The sequence below is a fragment of the Arthrobacter sp. StoSoilB19 genome (genome assembly GCF_019977275.1).
Classification (GTDB): Bacteria; Actinomycetota; Actinomycetes; order Actinomycetales; family Micrococcaceae; genus Arthrobacter.
Map to the genome: position 1 here is coordinate 2118772 of NZ_AP024650.1, position 15322 is coordinate 2134093.

The 15322-nt window shown below is 66.7% G+C and carries 11 protein-coding genes; 5 read left to right on the forward strand and 6 right to left on the reverse strand.

Features of this window, described 5'->3' with window-relative positions:
• Positions 1-14: 14 nt before the first annotated feature.
• Genes LDO86_RS09675 through tkt form a run of 3 tightly spaced genes read right to left on the reverse strand, consistent with a single transcriptional unit; the run spans position 15 to position 4913 of the window.
• On the reverse strand, positions 15-1646 hold the full coding sequence (locus tag LDO86_RS09675) for a glucose-6-phosphate isomerase (RefSeq protein ID WP_224084457.1): 1632 nt from the start codon (positions 1644-1646) through the stop codon (positions 15-17).
• A 5-nt stretch (positions 1647-1651) separates the two neighbouring features.
• A complete protein-coding gene (tal, locus tag LDO86_RS09680; RefSeq protein WP_018772119.1) occupies positions 1652-2767 on the reverse strand; it encodes a transaldolase in 1116 nt (371 codons plus the stop codon).
• Positions 2768-2795: 28 nt separating this feature from the next.
• Positions 2796-4913 carry a transketolase gene (gene tkt, locus LDO86_RS09685; RefSeq protein WP_026266206.1) on the reverse strand — a complete coding sequence of 706 codons (2118 nt, stop codon included), beginning with the start codon at positions 4911-4913 and terminating at the stop codon, positions 2796-2798.
• A gap of 519 nt (positions 4914-5432) precedes the next feature.
• Between tkt and LDO86_RS09690 the strand changes: the two genes are divergently transcribed.
• Both LDO86_RS09690 and LDO86_RS09695 read left to right on the forward strand, forming a co-directional pair.
• Positions 5433-6392: a heme o synthase gene (locus LDO86_RS09690; RefSeq protein WP_018772117.1), complete on the forward strand. Its 960-nt coding sequence runs from the start codon at positions 5433-5435 to the stop codon at positions 6390-6392.
• A 222-nt stretch (positions 6393-6614) separates the two neighbouring features.
• Entirely contained in the window at positions 6615-8882 is a 2268-nt protein-coding gene (locus LDO86_RS09695) for a bifunctional SulP family inorganic anion transporter/carbonic anhydrase (RefSeq protein ID WP_018772116.1), read from the forward strand.
• Positions 8883-8990: 108 nt separating this feature from the next.
• Here the strand turns inward: LDO86_RS09695 and LDO86_RS09700 are convergent, their stop codons facing one another.
• From LDO86_RS09700 to LDO86_RS09710, 3 genes are read right to left on the reverse strand one after another with little or no spacing between them, the layout of a single operon-like run.
• Positions 8991-9953, reverse strand: a complete 963-nt coding sequence (locus LDO86_RS09700) for a COX15/CtaA family protein (protein WP_018772115.1) — start codon at positions 9951-9953, stop codon at positions 8991-8993.
• 7 nt (positions 9954-9960) lie between these two features.
• Entirely contained in the window at positions 9961-10728 is a 768-nt protein-coding gene (locus LDO86_RS09705; protein ID WP_018772114.1) for an ABC transporter permease, read from the reverse strand.
• A complete protein-coding gene (locus LDO86_RS09710) occupies positions 10725-11693 on the reverse strand; it encodes an ABC transporter ATP-binding protein (protein ID WP_018772113.1) in 969 nt (322 codons plus the stop codon). The genes LDO86_RS09705 and LDO86_RS09710 overlap by 4 nt, the downstream gene beginning before the upstream one ends.
• A gap of 125 nt (positions 11694-11818) precedes the next feature.
• On the opposite strand from LDO86_RS09710, the gene LDO86_RS09715 reads away from it, so the two are divergent.
• Genes LDO86_RS09715 through sufD form a run of 3 tightly spaced genes read left to right on the forward strand, consistent with a single transcriptional unit; the run spans position 11819 to position 15308 of the window.
• On the forward strand, positions 11819-12604 hold the full coding sequence (locus LDO86_RS09715) for a helix-turn-helix domain-containing protein (protein WP_134165355.1): 786 nt from the start codon (positions 11819-11821) through the stop codon (positions 12602-12604).
• Positions 12604-14067, forward strand: coding sequence for a Fe-S cluster assembly protein SufB (sufB, locus tag LDO86_RS09720; RefSeq protein WP_018772111.1), 1464 nt, complete (start codon positions 12604-12606; stop codon positions 14065-14067). Before LDO86_RS09715 ends, sufB begins: the two co-directional genes overlap by 1 nt.
• Positions 14067-15308 (forward strand): Fe-S cluster assembly protein SufD, encoded by a 1242-nt coding sequence (gene sufD / locus LDO86_RS09725; protein ID WP_018772110.1) that lies wholly within the window; start codon positions 14067-14069, stop codon positions 15306-15308. Before sufB ends, sufD begins: the two co-directional genes overlap by 1 nt.
• Positions 15309-15322 lie beyond the last annotated feature (14 nt).

Genomic DNA, 15322 nt, shown 5'->3' on the forward strand with positions numbered 1-15322 from the left:
GTTGCTTCTGCGCCTTAGCTTTCGGTAGCGGATGCGCGGGTGGACAGGGCAGCGACGATGTCCTGCAGCTGCGCCACGCCGGCGGCACGGTCGGTGAGGTGGAGGCGGAGCACGGGACGTCCGTGCCCACCCAGGACCTGGGCGTCGCCTGCTGCCTGTGCGGCGATGAGTTCGCCAAAGCTGAAGGGCCGGTCCGGGATCCCCAGATCCTCGGCGGGGGTGGCGGTGACCTGGAGGAACACGCCAATGGCGGGACCGCCCTTGTGGAACTGGCCGGTGGAGTGCAGGAAGCGCGGACCCCAGCCGAACGTCACCGGACGGCCGGTCGCGGCGGCAAGTTCGTCCCGGATACCCTCCAGCCCGGCGAACGCCAGCCGGTCGAAGTACGCCTGGACGCTCACGTAGCTGTCCGCGGCCAGGGTGCCCAGCAGGGCCTTGACGGCGCCCTCCGCCGTGGCGGCGTTTCCGAGCCAGTCCCCGCCGCGCACCTCAATGGCGCCGTCGACGAATGCCGCAGGCGTGGGCTCCGGCTGGGCGTCCAGCAGCCCACGCGCTGCCACCTTGGCGGCCTCAACGTCGGGCTGGTCGAAGGGGTTGATCCCCAGCAGGCGCCCGGCAACGGCGGTGGCGAACTCCCACACCATCATCTGGGTGGCAAGGCCGCCGGCAATGGCCACCTGGTTGTCACCGGGTTCGACGTCGGCATCCGCGGCGACGAGCCGCACCACCAGGACGTCGGGGGCACCGGAGGTTACCTCCGGGGCCTGCGGCCCCGCGACGACCGGCAGGATCCCGGTTCCCAGCTTGCCCGTAGACTCGGCGATGAGCTGCTCAGCCCAGTCCGCGAAGCCAACGATGCCGGAGCCGTCCTCGGCGATGACGACCTTGTTCCGCAGCGGGCTGGTTCCGCCCAGCGCGGCGCCCAGTGCCAACCCGATGTTTTCAGGGGCGTCGTCGTTGAGGATCTCGGCAGCTTCCTCGGCTTCGTCCAGGAATGCCTGGATGTCCACGCCTGCCAGGCCGGAAGGAACCAGGCCGAACGCTGTCAGCGCGGAGTAGCGGCCGCCCACGTTGGGGTCGGCGTTGAAGACGGCGCGGTAGCCGGCTTCGCGGGAGGCCTTGTCCAGCGGCGATCCCGGGTCCGTCACGATGATGATCCGGCTCTTGGCGTCCACGCCGGCCTCGGTGAAGGCCTGCTCGAAAATCCGGCGCTGCGAGTCGGTCTCCAGGGTGGAGCCGGACTTGGACGAGACCACGATTGCGGTCTGGCCCAGCCGGTCCGCCAGGGCAGCCCGGACCTGGTCCGGGTCCGTGCTGTCCAGCACTGTCAGCTCGACGCCGGCGGTGCCAGCGATGACCTCAGGGGCCAGCGAGGATCCGCCCATGCCGCAGAGCACGATCCTGCTCACTCCCTCCGCGCGCAGGGCGTCGCGGAGTTCCAGGATGTCCTTGACCAAAGGCTGTGAGACTGTTGCCGCCTCCACCCACCCAAGGCGGATTGCCGACTCCGATTCGGCGTCGGGACCCCACAGGGTGTGGTCCTTGGCGAAGATCCGCGTGGCGACCCGGTCCTCCACCAGGGCGGGAAGGTGCTGTTCAAGCGCGTGCTGGGCAGCGCCGGTGGCGTCGAAGCTGAGAGTGCTCATAGGTGTTAGGAAGCCTTCCGTGCAGAGGCCAGGGCACCTTCGACGTCGGCCAGCAGTTCCTTCCAGCTGGCCACGAACTTGTCCAGGCCTTCGGTTTCAAGGAGTGCCACGACGTCGTTGTAGGAGACCCCGAGCTTTTCAAGGGCGTCGAGGGTTGCGTTTGCTTCGGCGTAGGTGCCGGTGATGGTGTCACCGGTAACCACGCCGTGGTCGAAGGTGGCATCCAGCGTCTTTTCCGGCATGGTGTTCACCACGCCGCGGGCCACGAGTTCGGTGACGTAGAGGGTGTCCGGGTAAGCAGGATCCTTCACACCGGTGGAAGCCCACAGGGGGCGCTGGGGGAGAGCCCCGGCGTCGGCCAGCAGCGCCCACCGTTCGGTGGCGAAGAGCTCTTCGTAGACCTGGTAGGCCAGGCGGGCGTTGGCCACGCCGGCCTTGCCCTTGAGGGCTTTTGCCTCGTCGGTGCCGATCTTGTCGAGGCGCTTGTCGATTTCCGTGTCCACGCGGGAGACGAAGAACGAGGCAACGGAGTGGATCTTCGAAAGGTCGTGGCCGTTCTCTTTGGCCTGTTCCAGGCCGGACTGGAATGCATTGATGACCGCGCGGTACCGCTCCAGCGAGAAGATAAGGGTCACGTTGACGCTGATGCCCTCGGCCAGTGTTGCCGTGATGGCTTCAAGGCCCTCGATGGTTGCCGGGATCTTGATCAGGACGTTGTCCTTGTTGACTCGCTGCGAGAGGTGCTTGGCCTCGGCGATGGTCCCTGCGGTGTCCCAGGCAAGGCGCGGGTCGACTTCGATGGAGACGCGTCCGTCAACGCCCTTGGTGGCAGCAGCCACGGGTGCAAACAGGTCGCAGGCATCAGCAACGTCGGTGGTGGTGATCTCGAAGATCGTGTCTTCCACGCTGGCGCCTTCTGCGGCCTTGCCGGCAATGATGTGGTCGTAGTCCGTGCCGGACGTGATGGCTGCGTGGAAGATGGACGGGTTGGTGGTCACGCCGACCACGTTCTTCTCTTCAATGAGCTTGCGGAGGGTGCCGGTCTGCAGGCGTCCGCGGGAAAGGTCGTCGAGCCAGATGGAGACTCCGGCGTCGGAGAGCTGCTGGGTGGGAGTAGTCATTTCTTGTATCTCCTAAAAGATGAGGGTTTCAGGCCTGGAGGCTGGAGATGGAGTCCTTGGCTGCGGCAGCCACTGCTTCTGCCGTGATGCCGAACTCCTGGAAGAGGCGCTTGTAGTCCGCGGAAGCGCCGTAGTGTTCAAGGCTCACGGAACGGCCGGCGTCGCCGACGAATTCCCGCCAGCCCAGGGCCAGTCCTGCTTCCACCGAAACGCGTGCCTTGACGGCGGCGGGCAGGACGGATTCGCGGTAGGCGGCGTCCTGCTTCTTGAACCACTCGACACACGGCATGGAGACAACCCGGGCTGCGATGCCTTCGGCCTGGAGGGCTTCGCGGGCCTGGACGGCCAACTGGACCTCGGAGCCGGTGCCGATCAGGATCACGTCGGCCGGAACCGTGGCGCCGTCCTTCGAGGCCTCGGCCAGGACGTAGCCGCCCTTTGCAACACCTGCGGTGGAAGCGAACGTGTCGCCGTCGGCGTCGCCCGCGCCACGCTCCCAGGTGGGGATGTTCTGGCGGGTCAGGACGATGCCGGCAGGGTTGCTGTGGTTTTCGAGCATGGTCTTCCACGCAGCTGCCACTTCGTTGGCGTCGCCGGGGCGGACCACGTCCAGGCCAACGATGGCACGCAGCGAGGCGAGCTGTTCCACCGGCTGGTGGGTGGGGCCGTCTTCGCCCAGGCCGATGGAGTCGTGGGTCCAGACGTACAGCGACGGAACACCCATGAGCGCGCCGAGCCGGATGGCGGGGCGCTGGTAGTCGCTGAAGATCAGGAAGGTGCCGGAGAAGGCGCGGGTGTTGCCCGCCAGGCTGATGCCGTTCACGATCGAGGCAGCAGCGTGCTCGCGGATGCCGAAGTGCAGCACGCGGCCGTAGGGGTTGCCGGACCAGGCACCGGTCTGCTTGGAGGCAGGCACGAAGGACGGCGAGCCCTCGATGGTGGTGTTGTTGGACTCGGCGAGGTCGGCGGAGCCGCCCCAGAGTTCGGGCAGTACCGGGCCCAGCGCGTTCAGTACCTTGCCCGATGCTGCGCGGGTGGAAACGTCCTTGCCTGCCGGGAAGACCGGAAGGGCAGCGTCCACGCCTTCGGGAAGTTCCCTGGCCTCGATGCGCTGCAGCAGGGCCGCGCCTTCAGGGTTGGCTGCCTGCCAGGCATTGAAGGACTCTTCCCATTCCTTGCGGGCGGCGGCGCCACGGTCCACTACGGAGCGGGCGTGGGCCAGGACTTCCTGGTCCACATCGAAGGACTTGGACGGGTCGAAGCCCAGGACTTCCTTCAGCGCTGCGACTTCCTCGGCGCCGAGGGCGGAGCCGTGGATCTTGCCGGTGTTCTGCTTCTTGGGCGCCGGGTAGCCGATGATGGTGCGCAGGGAGATGATGGAGGGCTTGGAGGTCTCAGCCTTCGCTGCGAGCAGGGCCGAGTACAGCTCCTGCACATCTTCCTTGTATTCGCCCGTCTTGGTCCAGTCCACCCGCTGGGTGTGCCAGCCGTAGGCTTCATAGCGCTTCAGGACATCTTCGGTGAAGGCGATGTCGGTATCGTCCTCGATGGAGATGTGGTTCTCGTCGTAGATGACCACGAGATTGCCGAGTTCCTGGTGGCCGGCGAGCGAGGAAGCCTCGGCCGTGACGCCTTCCTGGAGGTCGCCGTCGGACGCAATGACCCAGATGGTGTGGTCGAACGGCGATTCGCCGGCGGGGGCATCAGCATCGAACAGGCCGCGCTGGCGGCGCTGGGAGTAGGCGAAGCCAACCGAGGAGGCCAGGCCCTGGCCCAGCGGTCCGGTAGTGATCTCCACGCCGGCGGTGTGCTTGTACTCCGGGTGTCCCGGGGTCAGCGAACCCCACGTGCGAAGCGCCTCCAGGTCCTTCAGTTCCAGGCCGTAGCCGGAGAGGAACAGCTGGATGTAAAGGGTCAGCGAGGTGTGGCCGGGGGACAGGACGAACCGGTCGCGGCCCAGCCACTGCGGATCGCGCGGGTCATGGCGCATCAGCTTCTGGAAAAGAAGGTAAGCGGCGGGGGCCAGGCTCATGGCGGTTCCGGGGTGGCCGTTGCCCACCTTCTCTACGGCATCGGCGGCCAGGACGCGGATGGTGTCCACGGCGCGCTGGTCCAAGCTGGTCCATGACAGTTCTTGCTCTTCCAAATGTGGCACGAAAACCGGGCCCCTCTCTGTGCTGATGGCGGCTGTACACCGGTTCCGTTTAAGGGCGCACTGCGTGGCGCCTGCTGCGGTGTGTACCAGCCGTTCACCATCGAAACGTTGATCCTTGCATTCAGTCACGGACAGCAGCGGGAATGCGTTTTCCACCGCTTTCTTGCTGCGTGCTGATCTGTTGACAGCTTAGCTCTTATCCATTCTGCGGGCGGCCCAAATCTCACGTTTTGGACGCAATTTCCCCTTTTGTGAATCACCGTCACGAAGGGTTGAGTTAATCTGCTCGAATGGGCCCGTGAGCAATCATCTGCGCATATGGCGGGGCAGGGACAGCGCCCGCGGCGCGGTATGATATTCGGAGGCCAACGCCGGGCGTGCATCCCTATCGCCGTCCGGGGTTTCCCGACTGTTGCACGCACCTGAAGCATTTCCTCCCTTCTTGCCGTGCCCGGGTCCGGGCCGCACGACCGGAGCTGCACTGCCAGCCTCAACTGCCACACAGAACGGGTGACTGCCACCGTGAGCACAACAGATACGCCGCTGAACGCATCCCGGGCCTCCGGCGCCGGGTTTGCCCGTAAGGCCAAGGCGTATCTCGCCCTCACCAAGCCGCGCGTGATCGAACTGCTGCTGGTCAGCACCCTGCCCACCATGATTTACGCCCAGCGGGGCTTCCCATCCATCGGACTGATCCTCGCCACGCTGGTGGGCGGTGCCTTCGCTGCGGGCAGCGCCGGGGCCTTCAACTGTTACATCGACCGCGACATCGACAAGCTGATGCACCGCACGGAGAACAGGCCGCTGGTCACCGGTGAAGTCACCCCGCGCGAGGCGCTGGTCTTTTCCTGGCTGCTGGGTGCCGCCTCGATCGTGATCCTCTGGTTCGGAGCCAATCCGCTTTCCGCCTGGCTGGGGCTGGGTGCCATCTTCTTCTACGTGGTCATCTACACCATGATCCTCAAGCGGCGCACGGCGCAGAACATTGTCTGGGGCGGTGCAGCAGGCTGCTTCCCGGTACTGATCGCGTGGGCTGCCGTCACCAACTCTGTTGAGTGGCCGGCGGTCGTCCTGTTCATGGTGATCTTCCTGTGGACCCCGCCACACTACTGGCCCCTGTCCATGCGTTACGGCGAGGACTACCGGAACGCCAACGTCCCCATGCTCGGTGCCATCGCCGGCGCCAAGGTGGTGTCCGTCCAGGTGGTCCTGTACGCCTGGGCCATGGTGGCCTGCTCCCTGCTAATGATTCCTGCGGGTGGGGCCGGTTGGGTCTACACCGTAACCGCAGTCCTGGCCGGCGCGTGGTTCCTCTATGAATCCCATGCCCTGTATTCGCGCGCCCACAGCGAGGACATCCCGGACAAGCGCGCCATGAAGGTCTTCCATGGCTCCATCAGCTACCTGACGCTGTTGTTCATCGCGCTGGCGGTGGACCCGTTCGTCGGGCATGCAATCATGGCCGGCTAGGCCCCGGGGCGCAGATCGCCGACGCACATCCCCGGCCCAAGCCCATCGGCGGCCCCCACCTGAGTGGTGGGGGCCGCCGTTTGCGTTAACCCGCGCAGGCTGCGCGTGCACGGAATCGAAACCGATATGACATTTTTGTCATATCGGTCACTTTAAGTGTCATCCATCATGACCAGCTGCTTACGGTGGGGTGGACCCTTCCCTCGATCAAAGGAAAAATCCATGGAAGTCCGTCCCTCCACAATTCCCGCCCCCAGCCACAGCCCGCCGGGAGGCCGGGGAAGCCGTGGCCGCTTCACCTTCCGCCGCCCGCCGTTTGCTGCCCATTTGGGCGCCGACGTACCCGCATCCCTGGTGGTGTTCCTCGTGGCCCTCCCGCTCTCGCTCGGCATCGCAGCCGCGTCGGGAGCCCCCGTCATGGCAGGCCTCATCGCTGCAGCCGTGGGCGGGATCGTGGCCGGAAGCCTGGGCGGCTCACCGCTGCAGGTGAGCGGACCCGCGGCCGGGCTGACCGTCGTCGTGGCCGGGCTGGTCCAGGAGTTCGGATGGCAGGTGACCTGCGCCATCACCGCGGCCGCGGGCGCCGTGCAGCTCCTGCTGGGCATCAGTCGCGTGGGCCGGGCCGCCCTGGCCGTCTCACCGGTGGTGGTCAAAGCCATGCTCGCCGGCATCGGTGTCACCATCATCCTGCAGCAGGTCCACGTGCTTCTCGGATCCCGGCCGGCAGGCTCGGCCCTCGAGAACCTTGCGGCACTGCCGGCAGCCATCACCAACCTGGAACTGCACGCGGCCCTGCTGGGACTGGCCGTCGTGGCAATCCTGCTGTGCTGGAAGTTCCTGCCCGCCACGGTCCGGCGTGTTCCGGGCCCCTTGGCCGCCGTCGCGGCAGGAACCGCACTGGCCGTGGCCTTTGCCCCCGGTGTTGAGCGCATCTCCCTTGATGGCTCCATTTTCGATGCCATCGCCCTGCCGCAGCTTCCGGACAGCAACTGGCGCGCGTTCGCTTTTGCCATCTTGACCATGGCCCTCATCGCCAGCATCGAGTCCCTCCTGTCGGCCGTGGCCGTGGACAAGATGCAGACCGGTCCGCGGACCAACCTGAACAGGGAGCTCATCGGGCAGGGCACCGCAAACATCGTTTCCGGGTCCCTGGGCGGCCTGCCCGTGACGGGCGTCATTGTCCGCAGCGCCACGAATGTGGAAGCGGGAGCGGCTTCCCGGACATCCGCAGTGCTGCACGGTGTCTGGGTTCTGGCTTTCTCTGCCCTCTTTGCCGGGTTGATCCAGCTGATCCCGCTGGCCGTCCTGGCCGGCCTGCTGGTGGTTATCGGCGCGCGGCTGATCAAGGTGGCGGACATCCGGACCAGCCTGCGCACGGGAGACCTCACCATTTACGCGGTTACCCTCATCTGCGTGGTGTTCCTGAACTTGTTGGAAGGAGTCATGATCGGCCTGGCCCTCGCCGCTGCCAGTGTGCTGTGGCGTGTTCTGCGGGCCCCCATCCAGGCGCACCGTCCCGCCGCACCGCCGTCGCCCTGGCGGGTGACCATCGCGGGATCATGCAGCTTCTTCGCGCTGCCAAAGCTCAACGGCGTCCTGCAGTCGGTGCCCGCCGGCGCGGACGTGGTGGTGGAGCTCAACGCCGACTATGTTGACCATTCCTTCCGGGAAGCCCTGTTGGCCTGGCAGCTCCAGCACCAGGCCGCCGGCGGCACGGTGAACCTTGAGGAGCACGGCAACACGGTGTTCCGGGACGCCGCCCACCAGGCTCCCCGGCGCGAGGAAGCCACCGAGTTGCCCCTTCCGCCAAGGAAGGAGCCGTTGTTGCAGGGCGTCAACAAATACCACCGCCGGTTTGCGCACCAGGTCCGTCCGCTGGTGCATGACCTGACGGAAGGACAGAACCCGGACAGCCTGTTCGTGGGCTGCATCGATTCGCGCGTCAATCCGAACCTGATCACCAGCAGCGGCCCGGGGGACCTGCTCACGCTGCGGAACATCGGCAACGTGGTGTGCGGCAATGGCCAGGACGCCTCAACGGATTCTGCCCTGTCCTTTGCCGTCAACGGCCTGGGAGTGCAGTCGGTCGCCATCTGCGGGCACTCCAACTGCGGCGCCATGAAGGCGCTGCTCGCAGAGGCCGGCGGCGAAGACAACAGTTCGCTTGGTCCGGCATTCGGACAGTGGCTGGACCACGCCCGGCCCAGCTACACGGAGCTGCTGGAAGGGCATCCGGTGGGCCGGCAGGCGGCGGCGGCGGGTTACGCCCGGGTGGACCAACTGGCGATGGTCAACGTGGCCGTGCAACTGGCCAAGCTGCAGGACCACCCGGTGACGGGCCCGGCGCTGGTGGAGGGAAAGGTGCAGGCAACGGGCCTCTTCTACGACATTGCCACCGCGCAGGTCCTGCAGATCACCGCCACGGGGATCCGGAACCTTGACCCGGCCGGCGGGTCCGGGCTTCGGATCAACGCCTTCGCTGAACGGTAATTTCCCGGGACGCCTGCAAGGCGGCGAAACATACAAAGGCGGTAAACGCAGGCGCCCCGGCCCCATCCCGGGCCGGGGCGCCTGCGCGCTGTACGGGTGGGCGGGCGCCTACTTCGCTGCCCTGGATGAGTCCACGGCACTGGAACGGGCGATGTCCCAGGCGTTGGTCGATGCCGCCATCAGCAGGGCCGCGCCGAGCATGTGGGCCGCTACCAGCAGCGCCGGAATACCGTTGTAGTACTGCGTAAACCCGATCACCGCCTGGAGCACGGTGACGCCCAGGAGGGCCAGGACGGCCGTCCGGAAGGGGCCCGTAATGCGGCGCCTGATGACCAGGACCAGGGCCACTACAGTCCCGGCAGTCACCAGGTACGCGGGCACGGCATGGATGTGGGAGAACAAATCCCAGTCCAGGTCGTTGCGGGGAGCATCGGCGTCACCGGCATGCGGGCCGGCCCCGGTGACCACCACACCGAGCATCACGGCGACGGCGGAGAAAAGCGCGACGGCGGCCGTCACCGGGCGCAGGGGTGCGGGCAGGGCGGCGGGCCGGGTGGCAAGGAAGCGGCCGGTCCGCCCGAAGGCACGGTTGACCAGCAGGGTGGCGAAGACCACCAGCGCCATGGAGACCAGGAAGTGCAGGCCCACCACCCACGGGTTGAGGTTGGTCAGCACGGTGACGCCGCCGATCACGGCCTGGGCGGGGATGCTGGCCAGCAGGCCCAGTGCCAGGAGGAAGAGGTCCTTGCGCTCCTTCCGGAGGTTCCACAGGTACACCAGCATCAGGGCGGCGACGGCGGCCAGCGCGAACGTCAGGAGCCGGTTGCCGAACTCGATGAAGCCATGGATGCCCATCTCCGGAGTGTTTACCAGGGAGTCGGAGGTGCAGCGGGGCCAGGTGGGGCAGCCAAGGCCCGATGCGGTGAGGCGGACGGCGCCGCCGGTGACCACCAGAAGCGTCTGGCCGATCAGGGAGGCGACGGCGAGGCGGCGGATGCGGACGTCCACGGTGCGTGGGAGCCGCGAGGCCAGGCGGCCGGCGAGCTGGGGGAGGCGTGAAGCCGTGGACACGGTTATCTCAATTCCACTTGAACCAACGGATGGCTGCGGCGCCGGCGATGACCGTCCAGAGCAGCAGGATGAGGGCGGCGCCGCCGTTCACGGCCCCGTCCAGGAAGGCGGCCCGCATCGATTCGCCCAGGGCGCCGGAGGGCAGGAAGTGCACGACTGCCTGCGCGGCGGCAGGCAGTCGCCCCGCGGGGATGACGATGCCGCCCATGGCGCCGAGGAGGATCCACAGCAGGTTGGTGATGGCCAGCGTGGCTTCCGGCCGGACTGTCCCGGCCACCAGCAGCCCCAGCGCGGTGAAAGCCGCCGCGCCCAGCGCGAGCAGCGCCAGCCCCGGGAGCCAGCCCGCCGCCGTCGGCTGCCATCCCAGGGCCAGGGCAACCACGCCAACCACCACCACCTGGAGGCACAGAACGGCCAGGACCGACAGGACTTTGCCGGCAATCAGGCCGCCGCGGCCCAAGGGGGTGGTGGACAGGAACCGGAGTACGCCGTAGCGGCGGTCGAAGCCGGTGGCGATGCCCTGGCCGGTGAAGGCCGTGGACATCGCACACAGGGCCAGGATTCCGGGAACGGCCACGTTGATGCGGCTGGATCCCATTCCGTCCAGGAACGGGGTGACCGTCAGGCCCACAAGTGCCAGCAGCGGCAGCACCACTGCCAGGATCAGCTGCTCGCCGTTCCGCAGCATTGTCAGTGCCTCGTACTTGCCCTGCAGCAGGACCCGGCGCAGCAGGGGCGCCGGCTGCTGGGCCTCCTGCATTGCTGCGGTGCTCATCGGATGTCCTTTCCCGAGATATCCAAAAAGACGTCTTCAAGGCTACGCGCCTGAAGGCTCATTGAGGCGGGCATGATTCCCTTCGCCTCCCACCACCGGGCCAGGGCGGAGAGGTGCCGGGGCGTCAGGGCGCCGGTGATGGTGTAGCTGCCGGCACGGGGTTCGGAAACGTCCACGTCATCCGGCAAAGCGGCTGCCAGGTCCAGCCCGGGCGGGGCTTCGAACGCCAGCGTCCGGATGTGCCCGCCGTCCTGGTCCGCAACGGGGCTGCGCTGCAGCAGTTCCTGCACGGTCCCTTCGGCAACGTTGCGGCCGCCGTCGATGATGTACACGTAGTCCGCCAGGCGCTGGGCGTCGTCCATCAGGTGGGTGGTGAGGATGATCCCCATCCCACTGTCACGCAACTCGGCGATCAGGTCGAACACCAGCTGCCGGGACTGCGGGTCCAGTCCGGCGCTGGGCTCGTCCAGGAACAATACTTCGGGCCTGCCCACCAGGGCGGCGGCGAGTGCCAGGCGCTGTTTCTGGCCGCCGGACAGCCTGCGCACGCTGGTCCGGCTGAAGGAGTCGATGCCCAGCCTGCCCACCAGGTCTTCCAGCGGCCACGGGCGGGCGTACAGCCCGGCGATGTGCCGCAGCAGCGGCAGGGGCCGGGCCGACGGCGGGAGGCCGCCGTCCTGCAGCATCACGCCGACGCGGGACCGGAGGTCAGCGCCTGCCGCCGCCGGGTCCTGGCCCAGCAGCGAGATGGTGCCGCCACTGCGCTTTTGCAGGCCCTGGGCGCATTCGAGGGTGGTGGTTTTTCCGGCACCGTTGGCGCCGAGGAGGGCGGTTACCTGTCCGCGCTCGGCAACGAGTGAAACGCCGCTGACAACCCTGAGCATCTTTCCGTCCAGGCTGGAAAGGGGGCCGACGTCCTTGATGAGCCCATGGATGGACAGAACGGGGGACTGGGGGGATCGCACCACAGTATTCTACGGGATGTAGTATTTAGCACCGTCCCCCGGGCCTGTGCAGCTGCCTGGCATAGGTCAGCCTGCCCTTACTGGAGTGCGGGACTAAATTACGACATGATTGTGTTGTGTATTCCATGACCAACGCTACTGCCGTGCCTGCGCCCGGGCCTGTGGCTGATGCCGACGAGCGCACCCGGGACCGGGTCCTCGCTGCCGTCCTGGAGCACGGGCCCGTCAGCGCGGCCGAACTGGGCGACATGCTGGGATTCACCCCGGCCGCCGTCCGGCGCCACCTGGACCACCTGTCGCGTGCGGGCGTCATCGAGGTCAAGCGGGTGGCCAAGCCCGGCGCGGGTGCCGGCCGTCCGGCCCGCCGCTACGTCCTCAGTTCACAGGGCCAGTCCAGCCTGGGCAACGACTACCTGGACATCGCCGCCCTTGCGCTCCAGCAGCTGCAAAAGATGGCAGGCCCGGACGCGGTGCGCGCCTTCGCCGAGGAGCGCTTTGCGGACATGGAGCGGCGCTACGCACCCGAAATCGAGCAGGCCGGCCCGGACATCCGGGACCGCGCCACCGCACTCGCAGCGGCGCTGACCCGCGACAACTTCGTGGCCTCCGCTGCGTCCATCGAGGCAAAGGCACCGCTGCCCGCGGCGCTTTCCAGCGTGCAGCTCTGCCAGGGCCACTGCCCCATCCAGCAGCTCGCCGCCCGCTTCCCGGTGTTCTGCGACGTCGAGACCGAAGTCTTTTCAAGGCTGGTGGGCGTTGACGTCCGCCGCCTCTCCACGCTGGCCCGCGGCGGCCACGTCTGCACCACACATATTCCTACAGGCAGGCTGCCTGCCAAACCGGCCACGGTGCCGGCGGCAGCCCCCGCCAGCCTGGACGAAGTAATCAACCATCAGCAAGAAAGGCCGTGATGACGGACCAACTATCAGAGAAAGCAGTCGCCGAAAACACTGTGATCTCGGAGATTCTGGAAAAGAATCCCGAGCTCCACGGCATCGGCAACTACGAGTACGGCTGGGCTGACAAGAACGATGTCGGCGCCAACGCCCGCCGTGGGCTCAACGAAGAGGTAGTCCGGGACATTTCGGCGAAGAAGAGCGAGCCGGAATGGATGCTCGACCTGCGCCTGAAGGGCCTGAAGTATTTCGATCGCAAGCCCATGCCCACCTGGGGCGCGGACCTCTCCGGCATCGACTTCGACAACATCAAGTACTTCGTGCGCTCCACCGAGAAGCAGGCTGCCACCTGGGAAGACCTGCCCGAGGACATCAAGAACACGTACGACAAGCTGGGCATCCCCGAGGCCGAAAAGCAGCGCCTTGTTTCGGGTGTTGCCGCCCAGTACGAGTCTGAGGTTGTTTACCACCAGCTGCGGGAGGACCTTGAGCGGCAGGGTGTCATCTTCCTGGACACCGACACCGCGCTGAAGGAACACCCGGAGATCTTCCAGGAGTACTTCGGCACCGTCATCCCGGTAGGCGACAACAAGTTCGCCTCGCTGAACACCTCCGTCTGGTCCGGCGGCTCGTTCGTGTACGTCCCCAAGGGCGTCCACGTGGAGATCCCCCTGCAGGCCTACTTCCGCATCAACACGGAAAACATGGGCCAGTTCGAACGCACGCTGATCATCGCCGACGAGGACTCCTACGTCCACTACATCGAAGGCTGCACAGCGCCGATCTACACCTCGGACTCGCTGCACTCCGCCGTCGTGGAGATCATCGTCAAGAAGGGCGCCCGCGTCCGGTACACCACCATCCAGAACTGGTCGAACAACGTCTACAACCTGGTGACCAAACGTGCCATCTGCGAAGCAGGCGCCACCATGGAATGGATCGATGGAAACATCGGCTCCAAGGTCACCATGAAGTACCCGGCCGTGTACCTCGTAGGCGAAGGGGCCAAGGGCGAGACCCTGTCCATCGCCTTCGCCGGCGAAGGCCAGCACCAGGACACCGGCTCCAAGATGGTGCACATTGCGCCGAACACCAAGAGCTCGATCATCTCCAAGTCCGTTGCCCGTGGTGGCGGCCGCGCCGCCTACCGCGGCCTGGTCCAGATCCGGGAAGGAGCCAAGCACTCGGCCAACACCGTGCGCTGCGACGCCCTCCTGGTGGACACCATTTCCCGGTCTGACACCTACCCGTACATCGACATCCGCGAGGACGATGTCCAGCTGGGACACGAGGCCACCGTTTCCCGCGTCAGCGAGGAACAGCTGTTCTACCTCATGTCCCGCGGCATGCCCGAGGACGAGGCCATGGCCATGATCGTGCGCGGCTTCATTGAGCCGATCGCCCGCGAACTGCCCATGGAATACGCCCTCGAGCTGAACCGCCTCATCGAACTCCAGATGGAAGGATCCGTCGGTTAATGACTGCCGAAGCAACTACCGAAAAGGCGCGCGTCGGCGCACCGTCGATCGCCGGTTTCACCGAGGAGGGCGAGCACCTCGTCGCCTCCAAGGTGGACCGCCACCACAGCCACGGCACACAGGTCATGGCCTCCCGCGCCGAGCGGCTCACCAGCCATGACGTGGCCGATTTCGCCCTGCCCAACGGCCGGGAAGAGGAATGGCGCTTCACCCCGGTGCGTGAACTGGCCAACCTGCTGTCCGATACCCCGTCGGAGGCCGGCGCCCTTGGCGTCACGGTCGAGGCACCTGCAGCCGTGGTCCAGCGGACCCTCCGCGCAGGTGAGGCCCCCCGTGGCGCCACCCTCGTCCCCGCCGACCGTGCCGCCGTCGTGGCTTCCGCGAACGCCGGCGACGCCCAGCTCATCTCCATCCCGGCGAACGCCGAGTTGGACGAGCCGGTGCGCCTGGTCCTGACCGGCAACGGCGCAGGCCGCCGGACCAACTCCCACGTGGTGATCGAAGCCGGAGTCAACAGCCGCTCCGTCGTGATCATCGAGCACGACGGCACCTCAGACCACAACGGCAACGTTGAGGTCCTGGTTCGCGAAGGCGCCCACCTCACGGTGGTTTCCCTGCAGCTCTGGGGGGACGACGCCAAGCACCTGGCACAGCATGACGCCGAGGTTGCCAAGGACGCCGTGTACAAGCACATTGCCGTAACTCTTGGCGGCAAGATCGTGCGCCTGAACTCCAACGTCCGCTTCGCCGGGGAAGGCGCCGAGACACAGCTCCTGGGCCTTTACTACGCCGATGCAGGCCAGCACCTGGAGCACCGTTCCTTCGTGGACCACAACGTGGCCAACTGCAAGTCCAACGTCCTCTACAAGGGCGCGCTGCAGGGCAAGGGTGCGCACACGGTCTGGGTTGGCGACGTGCTGATCCAGAAGCAGGCCGAGGGCACCGACTCCTACGAGAAGAACCAGAACCTGGTCCTGACCGACGGCTGCCGCGCGGACTCCGTGCCCAACCTCGAGATCGAGACCGGCCTGATCGAGGGTGCCGGCCACGCCAGCGCCACCGGCCGGTTCGACGACGAGCACCTGTTCTACCTGATGGCCCGCGGCATCCCCGAGGATGTTGCCCGCCGCCTGGTGGTCCGCGGCTTCCTGAACGAGATCATCCAGCAGATCAAGGTCCCGGCCCTCGAAGAGCGCCTGACCGATGCCGTGGAACGCGAACTCGCGGCAATCGACTACTAGAGACAGGCAGGCAG